We start from the raw sequence: 19,591 nt of genomic DNA on the forward strand, positions 1-19,591 counted from the left end.
ATGAGAACTCACGATTATTGCATCATATTGGCCGGCGGACAAGGTCGCCGCTTATGGCCTGTGAGCCGTGCACAACACCCCAAGCAATTCATTGATTTCTTCGGTGTGGGAAGAACACTGCTACAGCTCACTTTCGATCGCTTATCCCGCTTCATTCCCCTTCAAAATATCTACGTTTCAACCTTCACGGACTATGTGCCACTGGTAAAAAATCAACTCCCCGAACTGCAAGACGCTCAAATCTTGGCCGAGCCAGCCCAGTTGTCCACGGCTCCTGCTGCAGCTTGGGCTTCGTGGTACATCAGTCAGCGCGACCCAGAGGCATGTATTGTGGCTTCGCCTGCCGACCAGTTCATCACCAACGAGGCAGCCTTCGAGCAGGAACTATCGCAGGGCTTGGACTATGTGCGTGAGCACCCTCAATTCTTGGCGATGAGCGTCAAAGCTTCCACCCCCAACACTGCTTATGGCTATCTGCAAAAGGGGAAGAGCATAGACGAGAAACGCTTCATGCGCAAATCCTTCACAGAGAAACCTCCGATAGAGTTTGCAAAAACATTTGTATCTAGCGGCGAGTTCTTATGGAACACGGGGCTTTTCCTGTGGCATGTGCAGACCATGGCCAGCTATGTGCCTCAACTTTTGCCTGGCATCGGGATTAGCGCCGTGGAGTTTTCAGAAGAAGAGGCGCAACTAGCCCTCCAACGCTACTACCCTGCTGCAGAATACAACAGCATAGATGCCGTATTGCTCGATCGCGACTGGCCGACTGTAGTGCAGGAATGCTCATTTGGATGGCGCGACGTGGGCTCTTGGCCTGTGATGAAAGAAGTGCACGAGACAGATGCCGACGGCAATGCCACTGTGGGCGGTGCTGGGGTCATCTTCCAAGGCACTCGCCAGACTTTGGTGCACTTACCCCAAGGCATTGGGGCGGTGATTCGCGGACTCGATGGCTATGTGGTAGCTCTTGAGGGCAACATGCTTATGATCACCCCCACCGATGAGCCTGCACACACGCGCCAACTGGCCAATACGGCTCAGCTCCGACTTGGACAGGAGTTTGGTTAAGACTGCACATCCTAAACAATCATCGCAACGCTAGCTCTCGCCATCGGCTTTGGGCAGAGGAAAGAGTACACATTCCTCACAACAATAAAAAGTGGCCGCTGAAACTCTTGTGTTTCAGCGGCCACTTTGGATAGTAAATGCTAATGATTAGAATCCCAACTTGAGTTGTCCGGTCAAATCATCCATGAGGTCAGACTCCGTTTGAGCAGGCGAGGGTGTATCTTGCTGGAGAGCATCCTCCTCTTCTTCAGAGCTATCGGAAATATCCTCAGATGGTTCTGGGAAACGCGTGGGTTCTAATTCTTCAACCTTGTCCACATTGAGCGTAGTAATGCGCTTTCCCTTAGCTTTAAAGCCTTTCACTCCGATAAATTCCTCTGCATCAATGACAAGAGGCTCACGGAAATCGTCGGGAGCAGCAAAACTCACTTGGAAGCGTGGGAAAGCCTGGTCGGTGAGCGCAACAAACTTGCATTGCTCATTCTCACCCATGAAGTTTTGGTGACGAGTTTGCGAGGCTCGCTCAAAACAGAATCGCTTGATGTAGAGATTATTGTCATTGTCGGCATCATAGAGTATAGCCGTCCACACTTTAGTTTCATCAAACTTCTCTACACGCATGAGGCCTGTGCTCTCGTAGTGATTATTGGGATCAAAGTTGGTGGTGTAGAAATCACCATTATCCAAAACCACAAGCACCATGTCATCGCTGTGGAATTCTCCAAGATAGTCGCCTCGCTCATCGAAATTGAGACGTTGCACATCGTGATCAAACCACACCTTGCGACCTCCTAAGGTAGAAGCACCATGAGATTTAAGCGTGATTTTGTGGACGTCAAGACGTGTGAGGAGGTTACCACGAGAGCCACGACCTTTCACTGCCAATTCACTGAAGCTCTTCTCAAAGAAGATGCGACGTAACTTGGGGTTGGGCTTCAAAGTCACCTTGATTACTTCGGCTTCTCCATTTGGATTGGCCGTAAAATAATGGATTTTAGAACCTGGTGTGCCTTGCGTGACATCATACTCGCGATCGTGGGTGATGCTCGTCACATTAAATCGCTTGACATAGTAGGCACCGTCTTTTCCATCGCGATAAGCCACATTGTAAACAGTGCGCTGGTCATTCTTCTTGAAGACAGCGATGTGCACTATCTCAGCTTTCTTCTTCTCTGCTTTAGAACGCTCTGTCTCCCCGATGTACACCTTTTCCGCTACACGAGTCACCTTGTAAGTTCCGTCGCGATAGAAGATGATGACATCGTCGATGTTGGAACAGTTCTCCACAAACTCATCTTTCTTTAAAGATGTTCCCATGAAGCCGTCGGCACGGTTCACATACAATTTTTCATTGGCTTCCACCACTTTGGCAGCTTCGATGGTGTCGAACGAACGAATCTCTGTGCGACGTGGGTGCTCGGCTGCATAGCGGTCGTAGATGGTGGTGAACCAGTCAATGGTGACCTCAGTGAGATGCGCGAGGTCATGCTCTATTTGCGCCAGTTCGGCCTTGATGCGGGCAATGAGTTCGTCGGCCTTGGCTTTGTTGAACTTGAGGATGCGGGCCATCTTGATTTCCAAGAGGCGCAGCAAGTCTTCGCGCACAACTTCGCGCACAAAGTCTGCCTTAAAGGGTTCGAGACGGCTGTCGATATGCGTTAAAGCAACGTCTATATTAGCAGCATTCTCATAGGCTTTGTCCTTATAGATGCGTTCGTCGATGAAGATGCGCTCAAGCGAAGCAAACATCATGCTCTCAAGCAATTCACCACGGCGGATTTCAAGTTCTCGCTTCAAGAGAGCTTTGGTGTTTTCCACATTGCTCTTGAGCACTTCTTTGACCGTGACGAATCGTGGTGTGTCTTTGTCAATGATGCAGCAGTTGGGCGAGATGCTCACCTCACAGTCCGTGAAGGCATAGAGTGCATCGAGAGTTTTATCGCTCGAAACGCCTGGAGAGAGGTGGATGAGAATCTCCACATTCTCTGCGGTGAAATCCTGGATTTGACGGATTTTGATGCGCCCCTTGTCAGCTGCTTTTTTGATGCTCTCACAAAGACTATCGACCGTCTTACCATAAGGTAGTTCGGTGATGGCGATGGTCTTGCTATCGCGTTTCTCCACACGAGCGCGCACTTTGACAGCTCCACCACGAAGCCCGTCGTTATAGCGAGAAACGTCTATGAGACCACCCGTTTGGAAGTCGGGATAGAGGGTAAACTCTTCGCCTTTCAGGTAGGAGATAGCGGCTTGGCAGAGTTCTCCAAAGTTGTGGGGCAAGATTTTTGCACTCAGCCCCACAGCAATACCTTCTGCTCCTTGTGCCAACAGAAGGGGGAACTTCACAGGCAGAGCCACTGGTTCTTTGTTGCGACCGTCGTAGGAGAGTTTCCACTCTGTGGTTTTGGGATTGAACAAGACATCGAGGGCAAACTTGGTGAGTCGTCCTTCGATGTAACGCGGAGCCGCAGCCTCATCTCCAGTGAGGATATTTCCCCACGAACCTTGACAATCAATGAGGAGATTTTGACGTCCCATTTGGGTGAGAGCATCTACGATAGAGGCATCACCGTGGGGGTGAAACTTCATAGTTTCTCCTGCAATGTTGGCCACTTTGTTATAGCGACCATCGTCCATACGCTTCATTGTGTGAAGGATGCGACGTTGCACTGGCTTTAGTCCATCGTAGAGATGCGGCACAGCACGCTCCAAAATCACATAGGAAGCATAGTCTAGAAACCAGTTTTGATACATACCCGTGAGAGGGTGTACATTGACTATTTCTTCTTGCTTCATCTCTTCTGGATCGTAATCTACGGCATCTTCCGCACCTCCGTTCGAGAGTGCAGTGTTGGTGTCTTCTGCTGCGGAGCTGGATTCAGCGTTGGGGGTTTGCATTGCGTCGTTAATGGGCTGTTCTTCCTGCATCGTTGGTGATTATCGTTTCGTCGTTGGAGATTAGGGCATTTTGCCCTTAGGCAAAGTTACTGATTTTTGGGGAGATGCTCGGGATTTCTCGATGAGTTTTTCGCTTTTTCATGAGGATTCAGGGCATAAGCCCTTGATGATGCAGGAAATTGCGGATGTAAACAAAGGGGGTTCGAAGAAAATGCTTAACTTTGCACTCGTGCAACGATTACTTCCCTTCTACCGTGCGCTCTGGTGGCTTTGCTCTATCTTGCCACTTCGACTACACTATTTCTTTGCCGACGTGCTGATTTTTCCGCTGGTGTTTCATGTGTTGAAATATCGGCGCGTACTTGTGCAACGTCAGTTGGCTGAGGCTTTTCCTTCACGTTCTGCTGAGGAGCGAGCGAAGATAGAGCGCGATTTCTACCACTGGTTTGCCGACTACATCGTGGAAACACTTAAACTGATGTCGATTTCTCGCAAAGAACTCTATCGTCGCATGGATTTTGTCAATCTTCATGAGGTGCTTCGAGAGTTGCGTGATGGAGAACATCAATTTGTATTCCTCTACCTGGGACACTTTGGCAATTGGGAATGGGTTTCCTCACTTCCGCTTTGGAGCGATGGGGGCATCCATTTCGGACAAATCTACCATCCTCTCCATAGTCCGCTCATGGACGAGCTTTTCTTACACATTCGCGGCAGAATGGGGGCTACAAATATCGCGATGAAAGAGACGCTTCGCACCATTTTGTCGTGGAAGAAAAACGGAGAAAAGGGGATGATTGGTTTTATTTCGGATCAGTCTCCGAAGTGGGAGGCGATGCACCATTGGTGCGATTTCTTGCATCACGAAACTTCTTTCTTTACAGGAGCGGAAAAGATTGGTAAAAAAGTGGGTGCACGCTACTACTATCTCGAGGTGACTCGTCCTCACCGCGGAGAATATCGAGCAGAAATCATAGAACTGCACCCTGACATCCAAGATAGCTCTAAAACAAACGGAGCTGAGGTAGAACAAAAAGTGACGACTTCGCGCTTCCCTATCACGGATGCTTATGTTCGTGCCTTAGAAGCGAGCATCGAAGCCCACCCTCACCTCTGGCTCTGGACACACAACCGCTGGAAACGTACCAAACAGGAGTGGGAAGCACGCAGAGCTAATCACGAAAGCTCATCTCCTTTCACTACACCATCATGACTACGATAGCCTTTCTCTTTTTGATAGAATTTCCTGGTGGAGGCACTGGAAGAATTTGTCAAGACATTGTTAAAACACTACACAATAGAGGAAACCATGTGATCCTCTATTGTGATAATCTTCCCGAACACCCCTTACCCGAAGGATTAAAGTGTGTTCAGATGCCTCGGATAGCCGGACAAAAGGGTAGAGTTCGTGACAAAGAGATGCTTCCCAAACTCATAGCATCATTTAAGGAGCAGCAGGTAGACATCTGTTTTATGCCGCACTTCTACTATCGCTACACGAAAGAACTGCGCGCAGCCACAGGTTGTAAAATAGTTTTTAGTCTACATAGCCAACCTTTCTGGGAAATCGTCTCCAAGATGAGTCTGCAAAAGGCTAGAGCATGGGAGAATCCATGGCGTATGATGAAATGGATGTTTCATGATGTTTGGAGATTCTACATCCTAAAATCCTATCAGAAAAAACAACATCGACGCTATCTCCAACGATTACAAGAAACGGATGCATTCACGGTGCTGTGTGAGGGATATCGCCAAGAATTGCTCGCATACTTTGCATCCTATGACGAAGCTGAGAAGAAATTATATGTGTTGCACAATGGGAGTGAACCTACCCTCTCTACCCTCCCTCAAAAGAAAAAAAGGATAGTCTTTGTAGGACGTCTGGAATATCCTGACAAGCGACCAGACAGAATGCTAAAGATTTGGGAGAAAGTACACATTCAATTACCAGACTGGGAACTGCATTTCATAGGTGATGGTAATTATGGGCATCGACTCAAAGCAACTGCTCAAGCCCTACAACTTCCTAGAGTACAGTTTGCTGGATATCAAGAAGATGTCGTAACACCTATGTCGGAGGCCTCTATGCTGTGCCTCACATCCTCTATTGAGGGCTGGGGATTGGTGATTGGAGAAGCGCAGATGTTAGGTACTATCCCTCTAGCTTTTGATGTCTCTGCTGGAGTGAGAGAACAGATGCTTCCGCAATGGGAGAATGGAGTATTGATTCCCCCATTTGACTTGGAAGCTTATGCTGATGCTCTCGTCAAGCTTGCGCAAGATGAGGAACTTAGACAACAGATGAGTCTTAATGTACGCCAACAAGCTAAACGTTTCTCTCTGGAAGCGGCAGCCGAAGAATATGAAGTTTTGATCAAACAACTGGTTCGCGACTCTTCGTTCCCTCAGTCATAACCGTGAGTGAGGGTAAGGTGATTTAGTAGTCGCATGCAGTAAAGCCAACACTCCCACGAGATGAAAAATATCTCGTGGGAGTGTTGGCTTTACTGCTGCTTTATCCCTAATTTCTTATACCAGAGTTGCAAGAGTTGTGGCTGACTTGCTGAGAACTTACGCGCAAACATATATGGGCTTTGCACCAGTTGCTCATAGTCTGCTAATTCAAAGGTGTGAGGATGGCCATGCTTCCCGCGCTTCCAGTCTATAAAACGCTGCGTACATTCAGCAGAACAATCTTTACTATATAGATGCTTAGCAAAAGGCGATGCCATGATGAGGGTTTGTTTGTAATGTTCATCAGGGCATAGTGTATATCGGAACATCTTTTCTATCTCTGACGAATGCTCCACCAAATACTTACAAAAGCCATGGGTGACGCTCACCCATTGTGAACCATAATAGAAAGTATGCTCTGATGAAAAACGATTATAATGCGTAACCTTTTCTATACCTAGCACTACTTTACGAAAAGGAGTGGTGAGAAGATGCATGGTTGGAGTAGTCCGTTTGCACAAGGAGCGTAGAAAGAGATAATGACGGTTGACACGCTTATTGGCTATGTGCATAGCTGACTCAGCGAAATCGCAATGCACAAACTCCTTGCCTTGATGTGCATCAAAGAAATCATGAATCTCATCTTGGCTCTTGAGAGGAAGGTCCATTCCCGAAAGTAAATGATAATAAGCATACTCCTCACCTTGAGCCAAAGCAGCAGAGAAGAGTCGCAACTCAGCACGTACGATAGAGATATGCCCCCAAGCAGGGGCCTCTCTCTCCTCAAGAAGGAAAAAGCCAGCCGATTGTGGTTGCCACTTCTCGAAACGAGCAAAAAGCCTCTTCGAGCGGCGATCAATATGCAGGAATATGTCATTACGCGCATCATCAAGAGAAGTAAGCAGCAGCTGCAAAACTTCTGGTTCATGATGGGCAAGGATGAGATAGGCGTGCTTCATGCTTAATGTTGCAATAGTGAGAAAAAATGGGCAAGTCGATCGTCTGTGCGCACAAAGCCATCAGCACGGAGACGGTCAAGGACAGAATAACCAACCACTCGGTCATATTCGGCAGAAAGGAGTCCTTGTTGGTGGAGTTCGTAGAAATATCTCCAATGACGACCACCACGTTTAGAAGGATTTGCCGCAAGTTCTTTACCTCCATTTTCCATCTTCTCAATGAACTGTGCACGACTGCGCACATTGAAATGGAAGATGGTGATGTCGCTATTCTTGCGACGAGGCAAAATCATCGACACCTTATGATTTCCCATTGAGATTTTCAAGTATCCCTTCGTACGGTGCATCACTTTCACCATGTCTTTGCCATAAATGCTATAGGTGGAGAGATCGTAATCTTGAGGATTCGGCACAGGATACACCACAGAAGTCCACTCCGTGAAGGGACGATTTTCTTCGGGTAGTACATTGCGTACCTCAGCTCGCAACACATTGGCAGAGGTCGTGTCCAATCCATGCTTAAGACTACCAGGTGCATACCAAAACTCGTCGGCATCGGCATTGATTACCCAATCTGCACCATGCTTTCGAGCGAGAAGTACCATGCGGTCTACCCACTTTTTCTGTTGATAGCCCGTATCTGTTTCTTTTATACTCTCAATTATCCAACCTTTCTCAACGAATTCTTGAATAATCGCAGGAGTTTCATCGGTAGAGTTATTGTCAGTGATAATAAAAGCATCTACCCCCATTGCGCGATGAAATCTAAGATTTTGCGCCAGAAGTTCCGCTTCGTTCTTCACCAACAATGTCATGATGAGCTTCGGTTGGCGAGTAGGACGTAGCAAACTCGGGATATCGAGCAGTGCACGACCGAATTTTGTCCCTAGATGCAAGAGAGAAGAGAGAGAAAATGCCATAATGATGCGGCTTTAGATTGATAATAGGCAATAAACACGACTATTCCACTGCAATGCGGTGCCACGAAGCTGGGCAGAGATTTTCATCGCCTCCTGCGCGCGTCCAAATGGAAGGGCAACAAACTACTTTATCAGCATGACCATTTAGCCACGCGCCCCACCAACTAAAGCTACTATTAGCCACAATATTATGACGACATTGGCTCATTAAATACATGTCTTGCCAACTATCTGCGCCTTTGTTGTGCTCCACATAGGTGGCATTGGGCAGTTGCACATGCTCTTTCACCCATGCAATGTCATCTGAGAAAACAAAGAAGCGAGCGTCGGGGGAACTGCTCGTGCATGAAGTTCACTGCACGCTGGTAGTATTCGGCTGTGCACACACTCCCTAAATTTTGAAAGAATTGAGGGAGGAGGTAATCCCCACGGCGCACATGGAGCGAGATGCTCATGCACTGCTGCATCTCTTGCGCGAGTTGGCGCGTTTTGTCGGACAACAGCTCAGCGTTAAAGGTGAAGGCTTCACGGATTTCGTCCTTGAAGTCCTCAAAATATCGCTCACTCTGATAGAATCCTTTATAATAGATGAGCGGCCAGAAGTGAGCTTCTCGATAAGCCTTGAGACTTCCCTTCTGATGACGTTCAAGGATGGTTTTGAAAAACACAAACTCCATCACTTTTTTCATCCATTGCGGAATGCAAAACTCCGTTTGGGGAAGTGCAAACACGCGGTGCATCTCATAGCCATGATGGGCATGATAATGCTGCATATCAGAGAGGTCGATGCGTGTATGGGGGAAGTCGCGGCGCATGCGCAAGTAGAGCGCATAGATGAACATTTGGTTGCCAAGACCACCGGTCATTTTTATGAGACGCATAGGCTGTATAGTAGTGAGTTGTCTAGAATCTGGTGTCGACACTTTGAACAAAGGTGTCGGCACTTTTTTGGTATGCATACAAGGGAGAGCAGGCTGCGCCCGACTCTACAAAAAGTGAAAAAGAAGAAGATATTATGCGAGATCTATCCTTTTGCTATTCGTGCCTTCCGTGCTGCGACGATACTTTCAAAGCACGCCTCAACATCAAAGCCACGTATTTGAGCATACACTTCTGCAAGGACACGCTGTTGTGAAGTATCCACTTCTAAGCGATCGAAGGCAGCGCATCCTAATTCGAGGGACACCTTGCCCAAGCGCATACGGTTGAGATCGATGAGTTCTATGGCGATGCCATAAATCTTTTGAGCATCCGCAGGAATATTCACGATGTTGCCATCTTCATCAATTCTGTCCCAAAGGATGTTACCCCCTGAATAGTCTTTGTGCCAGAAGCCACCTTCGTGCATGCGTGCCGTAGTCTCTGCGATGGCGCAGAGAATTTTCGTTTCATCAGGTTGAGTACCATTGACGGCATCGCGAAAATCGTAGCGTAGCTTTGAGCTGCGCGAAACATAATAGCAATAACCTATTTTGCAGAGCGAGCCAGTGTCGCAAAAACCGAGAGGTTCGGGAGAACCGACACCAAGATTGCGAAGCTGCATAGCATATTCGTAGGAGCGTTGCGCCTTACTCTTGCGCCACCAGCGATAGACCACACGGTTGAACGAGATTGGAAGCGTGAATTGTTTCACCACCACCGAGTCTTCTCCGAGTTCGTACTGTCGAATGGCGTTGCGATTTTTGAAAATTTCGCGACCATCTTGGGCAAATCTCCAAGGAAGTTGCTTAACGAAGCGTTTCACCGCGGCAGACGACCTAGGAGCGGTGACTACTTTGCGATAGCGCAACGGGCGAGTGAGAAAGTTAATCCAGCGCGACCATGAGCGCATCCTGCGCAACGGCCCTCCAAGTTGTTCTTCAAAGAAAGCTCGGTGTCGCTCATTGAGCACAGCAGTGACGTGTGCTTTGAGTTTGCGATCTCTGATGCGTTTCGACTGTTTGCGCACGCGGTAATAACAGCCCACTTCGGGCAGTCGCACCACCTCACCGCCATCTTTGAGCAGAGAAATCCAGAAATCCCAATCTTCGCGCGCAATGATTTTTTCACAATAGCCTCCTACGCGGTCAAAGTCTGCACGCCGAAATAGCGCACAAGTGTCGATATGGTTGCGACGAGCCAGCAATGAGCGTGAAAACTCGGGAAGTCGCCACGGTCCTTGCTTATCTCCGATAAACTCCATCGAAGGGCACACCACTTTTACGTTAGGTTGCGCCTCTAAGATGGTCACTGCCTGCGCAATGAAATCAGGAGCCAGCAGATTGTCGGCATCTACGGGGAGAATGTAGCGACCTTGTGAAGCTGCCACAGCATTGTTACGAGCGCGGCAAGGACCAGCATTGGCTTGATGCAAGAGTTTCACGCGCGAATCTTGCTGAGCAATTTTTGCCACTATCGCAGGAGAGGTATCAGAAGAACCATCATCCACTACGATGACTTCTAGGTTGCGATAGGTCGAAGCTAGCACACTCCGTAAAGTGTCGCCCACAAACTCTTCCATATTATAGAGCGGCACCACCACCGACACCAAAGGCATGGCTGTTGCGCTTAAATTTTGTCGAATCCCTTCGTCCATTTAATCCAGTAGTATTTGAGTGGATTCTTATATTTCAGTTGCTTCCACGGACGACTACCGTGAGGGCGATGCAAAACAGTGAGGTTGCAGAAGAGATAATTGTGGAGTTTAGCCGCCAAACTCTCGTGCGAAATCGTCACATCAAACCAGTTTTTTGTGTCATCCAATTGCTGGAAATCAAAGGCTGCCAACAGTCTCGGTGTGAGCAATGAACAGCAAAACGAGCAGTGCTTGCGAGAGTCCACCACCCCATTCCAACCTTTAGCATAAAGATAGGGATAATTCACCTGTTCCGCTTCATCTACCGTCACGGCAGCTGCGATGCCACAATCCTCTCGTGCCAAAGCTCCATCTGCCAAACCTTGCAAGGTGTCGCGCTTCACCGTGACGTCGCTCTCCACGATGAGCAAACCCGCATCGGAAGCCAAACATTCCTGTTGGCAACGTCGCAAGACAAAAAGATAGTTGGGAGAGGGATGATCCGTCAAATCCGACAAATCCACCACCTTCACGCCCATCTTCTCGGCCTCAGCATGGAGGCGCGCGGTATTCTCAGGCGTGGAGTTATCATTGTAGATGGTATAGGTATGCGGAATCGTCAAAGCACTATCTAGCACAGCACGCATGGTTTCGAGCGTGCTATCGATGCTATCTTTGACAGGAGTGATGATATGCAGACACTTCATAGTGAAATCGTCGTATTATTTAACCCAAATCGGTCATTAGATCCTGAACATATTTTATTAGATTGTTGAGCAGATTGTTTACCGTGAGTTCGAAGGCGTAGCGGGCTACGGCGAGAACGAACGAAAAACATGATGCCAACAAGAAAATCAAAGATGACAGGAAGTTATCTTTTCAATCACGAGTCGTACTATAACGGTCTATTGACCAATTAGGGTTTAAGTCCCTTCTGCGCCTTATACTCACGAATGCGTTCGGCAAAGGCAGCATCTTTCTTATTGCCTGGCTGCGGGGTAAAATCTAATATCTCAGGGATGCCTTTTGCTCGGTCTATGATGGTGGGATTATCGTGGAATCCTTTGACCACATCCACGCGATCATACAGCTTCCCGGTGCGTGCATCATAAGCATTCATCGAGAGCGTGTCGCCATGCACAGCGATATGCTGATAGATCTGCCGTCCGGTGCCATAACGGTCGAAGCGTTCATCAAAATGTATCCGATAAAACTTCGGAGAACAATGACTCACCGTATAAACTGGAGGCACGCGCTTTCCGTCTTCCCATTGTGTCATGCGAGCATAGGCATGTTCATGACCTTGCAGCACAAGGTCTACATTGGCATTGAGGAGATCGGCAAACGCCCAGCGTTGGAACAAATTGTTTGATTTAGATTTCGCAGAATAGATAGGATGATGTAGCACGACCACTTTCCAGCGCGCAGTGCTTTCTCCCAACTGCTGCTTCAGCCAGCGCGCTTGTTGTGCTAAAAATGGCCATTCGCGGTTGGAATCTAGCAAAAACAATTGCACATCTCCATAGCGCAGCGTATAGACTTGGTTCTCCCCCACCATTGATTTGAGGAAATAAGAGAAAACCAGTGAGAAACGTCGCTCCAACTTGCGAATAGGATACTTCAAATACTCATGATTTCCTGTCACACACAGCACAGGGAGCGATTGCGCTATGCCGTCTATACTACGGAAACTTTCTGCCCAATAAGCATCGGTGGGACGTTCTGCTAAATCTCCTCCAAAAACCACGAAGTCCGAAGAATAATGTTGCAGACAAGCCTCACGAATGTAGCGGTTGGTCACCCCATTGATGCTATCTTGAATATCACCAAAGAAGAGAAACGACACGTCTTTCTTTACTTCAGGATTGCTCACTGAAAACTCATACCATGGTGAAGCCTTACCATTGGTCACAGCTCGGTAGTAATAGCATCGCCCGTCTTGCAACTGTGTCAAGCGCGCCACATAATAGGCCGCCTTTCCACTGCGCGATTCAAAGACCTCTCCATCTGCTTTCACACAAATGGGTTGATCTCCCCCTTCGGGCAAGAGTTCCAGATGCGATTTGTGCACTACGGTGTCGCACATCCAACTCACGTTGCGCGACATTTCTCCGTCGTTGCCGAAGGTGAGCAACACACGCGTAGGGGCTGCTTTCGGCACATAGGGAGCTTCGGGAGGATTGCCAAACCAAACTTCCCAGCGTACAATGGTGAGAATGGTGAGTCCCACCAAGAGGGCAGCTAAACTACCTAGTGATATTTTCTTTTTTAATGTCATTTATCGAGACTATATAGCGCATTTCCTTAACAGAAAAGCTGCATTTTAGCACCACTACTATTACATGATGCTCCTCTTTCGACAACGAGAGAGGGGCTTTTTTATTGCTTTGGGAGGGTCACTTGGTCGCTAATCATACGCGACATATACGACTGAATAATAGCTTTCAGCTTACGCTCCATCCCTCCTTGTCGAGGAGACTTGCCGACCAGATTGTGTTGCAGCATCACATCATGCTTGTAGTCGTAAAGACCCGTCACTTTCTGGCCATCAAAGAGGAGCACTTCATCGCCTTGCACGAAGATATACACCCCATTGAGGTAAGCCACCTCATAATTATCTGTTGCCGCTATCTGTGTCAAGTCATTACCAAAAGCGATGTAGGGGCGTGGATACCGCAGATAGCCCAAAATCGTGGGCATAATATCAATTTGTTTCGCAATACCTGGGTGGCGACCTGCCGGCATCTTTCCTGAAGGATCAAAGAAGATAATCGGCACTCGGAAAAGCCCAACAGGAGTACTGTATTCTGCATGACTAGAAAGACTAGTGTGATCGGCCGTCAGCACGAAGATCGTATTCTTATACCAAGGCATTGTGCGCGCTTTGGCGAAAAACTTGCGCAAAGCCATGTCGCTATACTTCACACAGCGGTGAAGCACAGTCGGTCCTTCATCTGGGAACTGGTTTTCATATTGCTCAGGCACTTTGAAGGGGGCATGTGAAGAAGCGGTGAACACGGCGGTCATGAAAGGCTCGCGCATCTCATTCATCTTCGTAGCATAGTATTGCAAGAAGGGTTCGTCCCAAATTGCCCAAGTACCATCGAAATCTTCATCGCCTCGGAACCGCTTGTCTTCATTAAACTCTGTGCGACCGAAATAGTCTTTGAAACCTGTGGACTTAGCAAAGGCCTGAAAGCCCATCGACCCATTAGCAGCTCCGTGAAAGAAGGCAGTGTAGTAATTTTCTTTTTTGAGTTCACCTGCCAGCCCACTCAGATGATTGAGCGAAGCAGGCGTTAGGAAGAAAGGCTCTACAAACATCGGGATGCTCGAAAGCACTGAGGGCATCCCATCAATACTTTTGCGACCATTGGCAAACGACTGCTCATAAGTAGTACTCACAGCAATGAGAGAATCCAGGAAAGGCGTTGCCCCTTTATACTTTCCACCATCCAGTTGAGGGTTAAGTGCTCCCACAAATTCTTGTCCGAAACTCTCCAAAATGAGCACCACCACGTTTTTGCGCTGCATCTCACCTTGATCTTTTCTAGGCGTATGGAGTGGAGAATAGAGCGCATCCAATTCTTGAGAAGAGAAGTATTTAGGATCCTCAAATGATTTCTTATTGATGGTGCGGATGATGGAGAAAGGCGTATTAAGGACTAAGGCTGCCTCAGCTGGCTGATTGACATACTGATTGGCATTGCTCAAGGTGATGGGGCGCACCGCGGTGGTGAATCCTCCGCGCATCCCTGCCACACAAAGGGGCACAAAGACACCCAACGAAAGCACCTGCACCACATAATACTTCCAGCGTGGGCGCAACTGCGGGCGATAGGCACGTGGCTCTATATATAAAATCCACAAGAGTGCGATGAGAGCTATCCCCAGCAAAACAATGAAGGGATGATGCACCACTTCCTTTCCGATAATTGAAAGGATATTGCCTTCGTGACTAAACTCTTGAAACACACTAGCCGTGGTGCGACGACTAGTGTAGCGGAAGTACACCACGTCTACTAAGTTTAGCGATAGACACAAACTATTCGTCACGACAAACACCCACTTTGCCACACGCTTCCAAGGTTTCCGCTCCTTATAGTGAAGAGGCAAGAGCATGAGGAGTGCGTAGAGCGCATTTGTGTAAAGTATAGCAGAAGTGTCGAAAAAGAGGGAACCAGTGATCAACTGGTTTAGCTCCAACTTATCAAAACCTGCTGCATAGTTCTCCCAATTGCTCCAAAGAAACACCAAACGGCACACCATGTACCACACATAAATCATCAACATGTTGCATACAAAAGCAAGAGGAGACGAGTATATTCCTTTTCTTAGTTTTATCTGTTTCATATCCACATCAGGATTTTGGGACCCACTACTGTGCCATAAGCATTTTCTCATTGAGCTGCGCTCTTTGTGACACTGTCCGCTCATCGCGACTGAAGTCCACCATTCACAGCCATCACCCCGCTCATATTTACACAAGGCACAGACCACAGCAAACGGTACATCTTTCCAACTTGCGAAGATAAACAAAATTTACGAGTTATAGGAGATTAGGGAAGTAAAAACGCTTACGAAGGCATACACCAATCCTAATTTTGTCACAAATCCTCATCGATTATCAGTCTCTACCACAACGAAAAGGAGCAGCCTATCTGGCTGCTCCCGATTATATTTAATCAAAAGAATAAAGTCTACAACTTAGTGGTGATGTGACGATTGGTACGGAGGACCACTGCTCTTCTAAGCCCAAAACGCAAATCTAGCATGCTGCCTGCGCCGACATTCAATTCCAACACACCATCTGGAGTGCCATCACTACCAGTATTTTGGTAATACTCACCAACAAAATTCCATCTCTGGATGGGGGTAGATGATGTTACTGGTGCTTCAGAAGTAGTCAAAATAAGACGATACTTCGAGTTAGCACTCAATCCGGGAATGGCAAATTTACCATTAGCCCCTACAGGCGTACGTGTACCCACATGCTGATAGCTTCCATTCTTAAGCATCAGCACATGGATATAAAGTTGCTGTCCATCTGCTGAGCCAATCGGATTACCATTCACAGCACCATCCGAAAGACCATTTTGGTCATCAAACACCGTACCTTCGAGGGAAATATTACCAATATTGGTTCCACAAAGGTGTGCATTCAGCGCATAATTCACTATACGAGTCACACAAGTACCCCACTGAATTTTACACTGATACTCTCCGTTGTCGGCTTCTGTGAAGTTATCAAAATCCACATAACGAAGAGTAGATAATGTTTGACCATTCTTAGTCCATAGATAGGTGGCTCCCTGATAATAAGGCATGGCCAGTCTGTAGGAGCTATTCAAACATGGATGTGCCTGGTCATCACTCAGCGCAGGCGTAATAGGACTAATGGTCACCGTCTGATTCTTAAAGTTACCACAGCTACCCAAACGCACCTCATAGGTGGCAATATCTAGGTTAGGAATCTCCACATAGTTAGCATAAGGAAGTTCTATCCATGTTTGACTTCCTACCTTTCGATAAGATAATTGAGCATCATCGGTAGCTGCAAGCTGCATGTAGAGTGTACCCTTCCGTTGACCCCCTGCTTGTGTATTCTCACACACCACACCTATGAGACTCTTAAACTGAGCTCCTGTTTGACCATCCGTAATCACCAAGGGACGTTCGTTATACACATAGTATGGCTTTTGATCACCACACCATGGATAGATGACCATACGCGTATTGTAAGTACCGGGAGGAATATTAGCGAAAGAACCATTGGTACTCGTTTTTATCTCTCCATTCTCACGGATTGGTCTGAATCTTTCATCTAGCAGTTCAACTGTTGTAGAGAAGCCACCATTATAGGTAGGAACACTCTGAATACTACCACCTCCTACACACTTCGAGGTTGCCGTAGAAACAAGCGACTGACGAAGCACTTCATCTGGTTTAAATTCATATTCCAGTACCCTGGTTCCTCCGCAACTAGTAAATTGAATCTTATATTTACCAGGCTTTATATTGTACCAACGATGTGTCCAGTTCTTATAAAGGGCTTTCACTCCCACATTACTTGGACCTTCAATGATTTTAGCCTCCATATGTTCTTGGTCAGGAATATATCCACCAATCTCAACAGCTACGTCTACTGTTCCGGTTACCCGAGTAAAAAGGTCCTGTCCATCACATCTATTCAACGCATAATCGACATAGACGATTCTAAAATTAGGGTCTCCTTTAACATTGTAAATCATTCGTGGTTGAGGGGCTACGCCTCCGCAATCATTCTTTATCTCTACTTTATAGTCCCCAAAAGGCAGAACCTTAGATTTAAACAATGCTTCATCGTCGTTCGTTATAGGAATAACTTGTCTAGGAGAGGTCTCTCCTACTTTAGTAATGTAGACTTTAGCAGGGTAACCTAAGAAAAGCATACCCGTATTCGCAATGACCATACCTCCTCCTGAGCCTTCACATCCCGAAGATATTGCTTTAGGCCAAAAAATGGGTTCAGTTTTCATGTCAAATGGGCCTTTGTATTCCTGCCCACATGGAGTGGTAATCTTCGCCCAATACTTATGCGAAGGGGCTATTTTGAAAAGATAGTCCTGAGTAGCTTTGCTAGCATTCTCTCTGTGGTGTCCATCTTTTAAGATACCACTCATCAGTACTTGCCCATGCTCATCATTCTCTCTCAACTCAATCTTTACACCACCAAGTCTTGTATACTCACCAAAGTCTACACGACCATTCGTTTCGGGATTAAACAATCCAATATTAAAAAGTTCAGCCTTACCGTCATGCTGACATGTACGGTTGTTTCTAGGATAGTTCTGCACCTTGACACGCGCCAATGTAGGCTGCACATCCATGGTGACCGTCTTCGTTGCTCCACACTTATCCTTAATACGGACTTGATACTTACCAAAATCAGGAGCAGTAAATTGAGGATTTGAAGAATACTTTGAAGGATCATCCGCAAAATTCGGATTATCATCCTTCACAAAGCAATAGGTATAAGGAGCAGTACCTCCCACAATGGAATTACGATCCACCTTAATGATGGCCCCAGGCTTAAAACTTCCGCACAAGCCTTCAAGACTTACATTTACCTTGCTGATAGAAGCATAATGATTGGCCACGGTTACCGATTTAGAAGCATAGATTAAGCCATGGTTATTAGCATCTACCACATTCACTTTAAAATCACCAGCAGGCACATTGGTAAACTTATTACTTGCTTGGTAATTGACCTGTGTTTGCCCTGTCCCCCACAACAACTGATAACCCAATGGCTTATTCTGCGGATTAGCAACGGTCACAGTGATTGTTCCGTTTGCCTGACATTGTGTTTGTGGCGTACTTGTCGCATTAGTGATAGTCACACCACCTCCTTGCCCTGACATCCATAAGGCACAGGAGAATAGGAAGATTACGCAGAGGAGACGTTGCACGTTTCCCCAGCGAACCTGGGTATTAATTAAAGACATCATGGAGGATTACTTTAAAACGAAGACAATATTGACATACGATGCTTCAGAGGGTTGGCGACTCACGGTATAAGTCATCACCCCATTGGCATTGATACTCACATTAGTGAGCACATTCCTGTCATAATCTGTCACGTAATAATACAATTCTGTATTAGTAGGCAAAGTGGGCATAATAGACTGTGGGGCATTATCACTTCTCACTTGGGGAGTTTGAAACTGCTCACGAAATTTTTCATACAGGTCTATGGTTTGTGGAGTGTTCATTGTAGCCGTGTTGATGGTGATAGAGGGCATGAAAAACCAGTTCACAACACCACGAATGGTACCTAACACACCATGTTCATTGGCCACCACCATCTTCTTTGCAGAAAATTTATTGTTTGCAGTAGTAGTATTTTGGCCTGCACTATTAGTATAAATAGAACTTTCTCCATCAACTGGTAATTTCTCCACACGAACAGTACCTTTGACATGGAGATTCTCAGATGGTTCACGAGTGTTCACACCGACCTTTGAGGCAGACTGTGCCAATAGAGACATAGGGGCACAAACAGCCAGAACAAGGATAAAGAATAATTTGTTCATAACTTTAGATAGTAATCGTACGATAGTAAGTTTTCTTCTATAACCAAACAATTAGGCTACGGCTAAAATGATAGTTTTTCTAGTTTTTTGTTGAATAGTTTGGTGCAAAGGAAGCTAATTCTGTTCATTTAACCCAAATATAACTGTTAAATTTCCCAACTCCACTTTATAATTACAGGTTTCAGACTTATCATCTGCAGCTCTCTCGGCATCTCATTGTCTTAAGAAACGAAGAGCTACTCAATCCTACACATGGCACTCGCAATAAACACTCATACACAGAGATGACAGCGTCCATACCGCCACAAAAAACTATAAACCAGAGAATTACTTAAAAAAACGGTTCACCAATTCAGAAAACTAAGTATACATATCATTTTTTTATCCAGAGTTATACCCCCAAAGACGATGCCTGAAATCGCAGACCGAAAGCAGAAAATTGAAAAAACAAATCGATTTCTTATGTAGAAACCAATAGCAAAGCGGAGCTTTTTCTCCCTTAACTAAGGCACGCTTTAGATTACACCTTAGTAACTTAGTCACAACGTGCATATTTAGACTCTCTCAGCTGTTAAGATGACAAAGCAACTAACTGGAAACAGGAGGATAGCCCACAAATGGGAGATAATATAAAAGATCTCAGAGCATGCACTAAATAAG

Annotated in this window: 12 protein-coding genes and 1 pseudogene; 3 read left to right on the plus strand and 10 right to left on the minus strand. The window is 46.6% G+C overall.

Going from position 1 to position 19,591, the window contains the following annotated elements; all coding sequences use genetic code 11:
• Positions 1-1,071 (plus strand): mannose-1-phosphate guanylyltransferase, encoded by a 1,071-nt coding sequence (locus tag HMPREF9999_RS08855; protein ID WP_009752393.1) that lies wholly within the window; start codon positions 1-3, stop codon positions 1,069-1,071.
• A 147-nt stretch (positions 1,072-1,218) separates the two neighbouring features.
• Here HMPREF9999_RS08855 and HMPREF9999_RS08860 read toward each other — a convergent pair whose 3' ends face one another.
• A complete protein-coding gene (locus tag HMPREF9999_RS08860; protein WP_044063432.1) occupies positions 1,219-3,867 on the minus strand; it encodes a DNA gyrase/topoisomerase IV subunit A in 2,649 nt (882 codons plus the stop codon).
• 331 nt (positions 3,868-4,198) lie between these two features.
• Between HMPREF9999_RS08860 and HMPREF9999_RS08865 the strand changes: the two genes are divergently transcribed.
• A complete protein-coding gene (locus HMPREF9999_RS08865; protein WP_232301295.1) occupies positions 4,199-5,182 on the plus strand; it encodes a lysophospholipid acyltransferase family protein in 984 nt (327 codons plus the stop codon).
• Positions 5,179-6,384, plus strand: coding sequence for a glycosyltransferase (locus HMPREF9999_RS08870; RefSeq protein WP_009752396.1), 1,206 nt, complete (start codon positions 5,179-5,181; stop codon positions 6,382-6,384). The genes HMPREF9999_RS08865 and HMPREF9999_RS08870 overlap by 4 nt, the downstream gene beginning before the upstream one ends.
• Before the next feature lie 89 nt (positions 6,385-6,473).
• On the opposite strand, the gene HMPREF9999_RS08875 is transcribed toward HMPREF9999_RS08870, so the two are convergent.
• The 9 genes and pseudogenes from HMPREF9999_RS08875 to HMPREF9999_RS10040 all read right to left on the minus strand — a co-directional run bounded on the left by HMPREF9999_RS08875 (position 6,474) and on the right by HMPREF9999_RS10040 (position 18,931).
• Positions 6,474-7,382 (minus strand): beta-1,6-N-acetylglucosaminyltransferase, encoded by a 909-nt coding sequence (locus HMPREF9999_RS08875; RefSeq protein ID WP_009752397.1) that lies wholly within the window; start codon positions 7,380-7,382, stop codon positions 6,474-6,476.
• Positions 7,383-7,384: 2 nt separating this feature from the next.
• Positions 7,385-8,302: a glycosyltransferase family 2 protein gene (locus tag HMPREF9999_RS08880; RefSeq protein WP_009752398.1), complete on the minus strand. Its 918-nt coding sequence runs from the start codon at positions 8,300-8,302 to the stop codon at positions 7,385-7,387.
• A 40-nt stretch (positions 8,303-8,342) separates the two neighbouring features.
• Positions 8,343-9,183, minus strand: a pseudogene (locus tag HMPREF9999_RS10855) (alpha-1,2-fucosyltransferase).
• A 143-nt stretch (positions 9,184-9,326) separates the two neighbouring features.
• On the minus strand, positions 9,327-10,877 hold the full coding sequence (locus tag HMPREF9999_RS08890) for a glycosyltransferase family A protein (protein ID WP_009752401.1): 1,551 nt from the start codon (positions 10,875-10,877) through the stop codon (positions 9,327-9,329).
• A complete protein-coding gene (locus HMPREF9999_RS08895) occupies positions 10,850-11,563 on the minus strand; it encodes a hypothetical protein (protein WP_009752402.1) in 714 nt (237 codons plus the stop codon). Before HMPREF9999_RS08895 ends, HMPREF9999_RS08890 begins: the two co-directional genes overlap by 28 nt.
• Positions 11,564-11,772: 209 nt before the next feature.
• Positions 11,773-13,134: a metallophosphoesterase family protein gene (locus tag HMPREF9999_RS08900; protein ID WP_009752403.1), complete on the minus strand. Its 1,362-nt coding sequence runs from the start codon at positions 13,132-13,134 to the stop codon at positions 11,773-11,775.
• 101 nt (positions 13,135-13,235) lie between these two features.
• Entirely contained in the window at positions 13,236-15,209 is a 1,974-nt protein-coding gene (locus tag HMPREF9999_RS08905; protein WP_009752404.1) for an LTA synthase family protein, read from the minus strand.
• Between the two features lie 347 nt (positions 15,210-15,556).
• Positions 15,557-18,346, minus strand: a complete 2,790-nt coding sequence (locus HMPREF9999_RS08910) for a hypothetical protein (protein WP_009752405.1) — start codon at positions 18,344-18,346, stop codon at positions 15,557-15,559.
• A 6-nt stretch (positions 18,347-18,352) separates the two neighbouring features.
• Positions 18,353-18,931 carry a hypothetical protein gene (locus HMPREF9999_RS10040; RefSeq protein ID WP_009752406.1) on the minus strand — a complete coding sequence of 193 codons (579 nt, stop codon included), beginning with the start codon at positions 18,929-18,931 and terminating at the stop codon, positions 18,353-18,355.
• Between the last annotated feature and the right edge of the window lie 660 nt (positions 18,932-19,591).

It is taken from the genome of Alloprevotella sp. oral taxon 473 str. F0040, from assembly GCF_000318095.2.
Lineage (GTDB): Bacteria > Bacteroidota > Bacteroidia > Bacteroidales > Bacteroidaceae > Alloprevotella.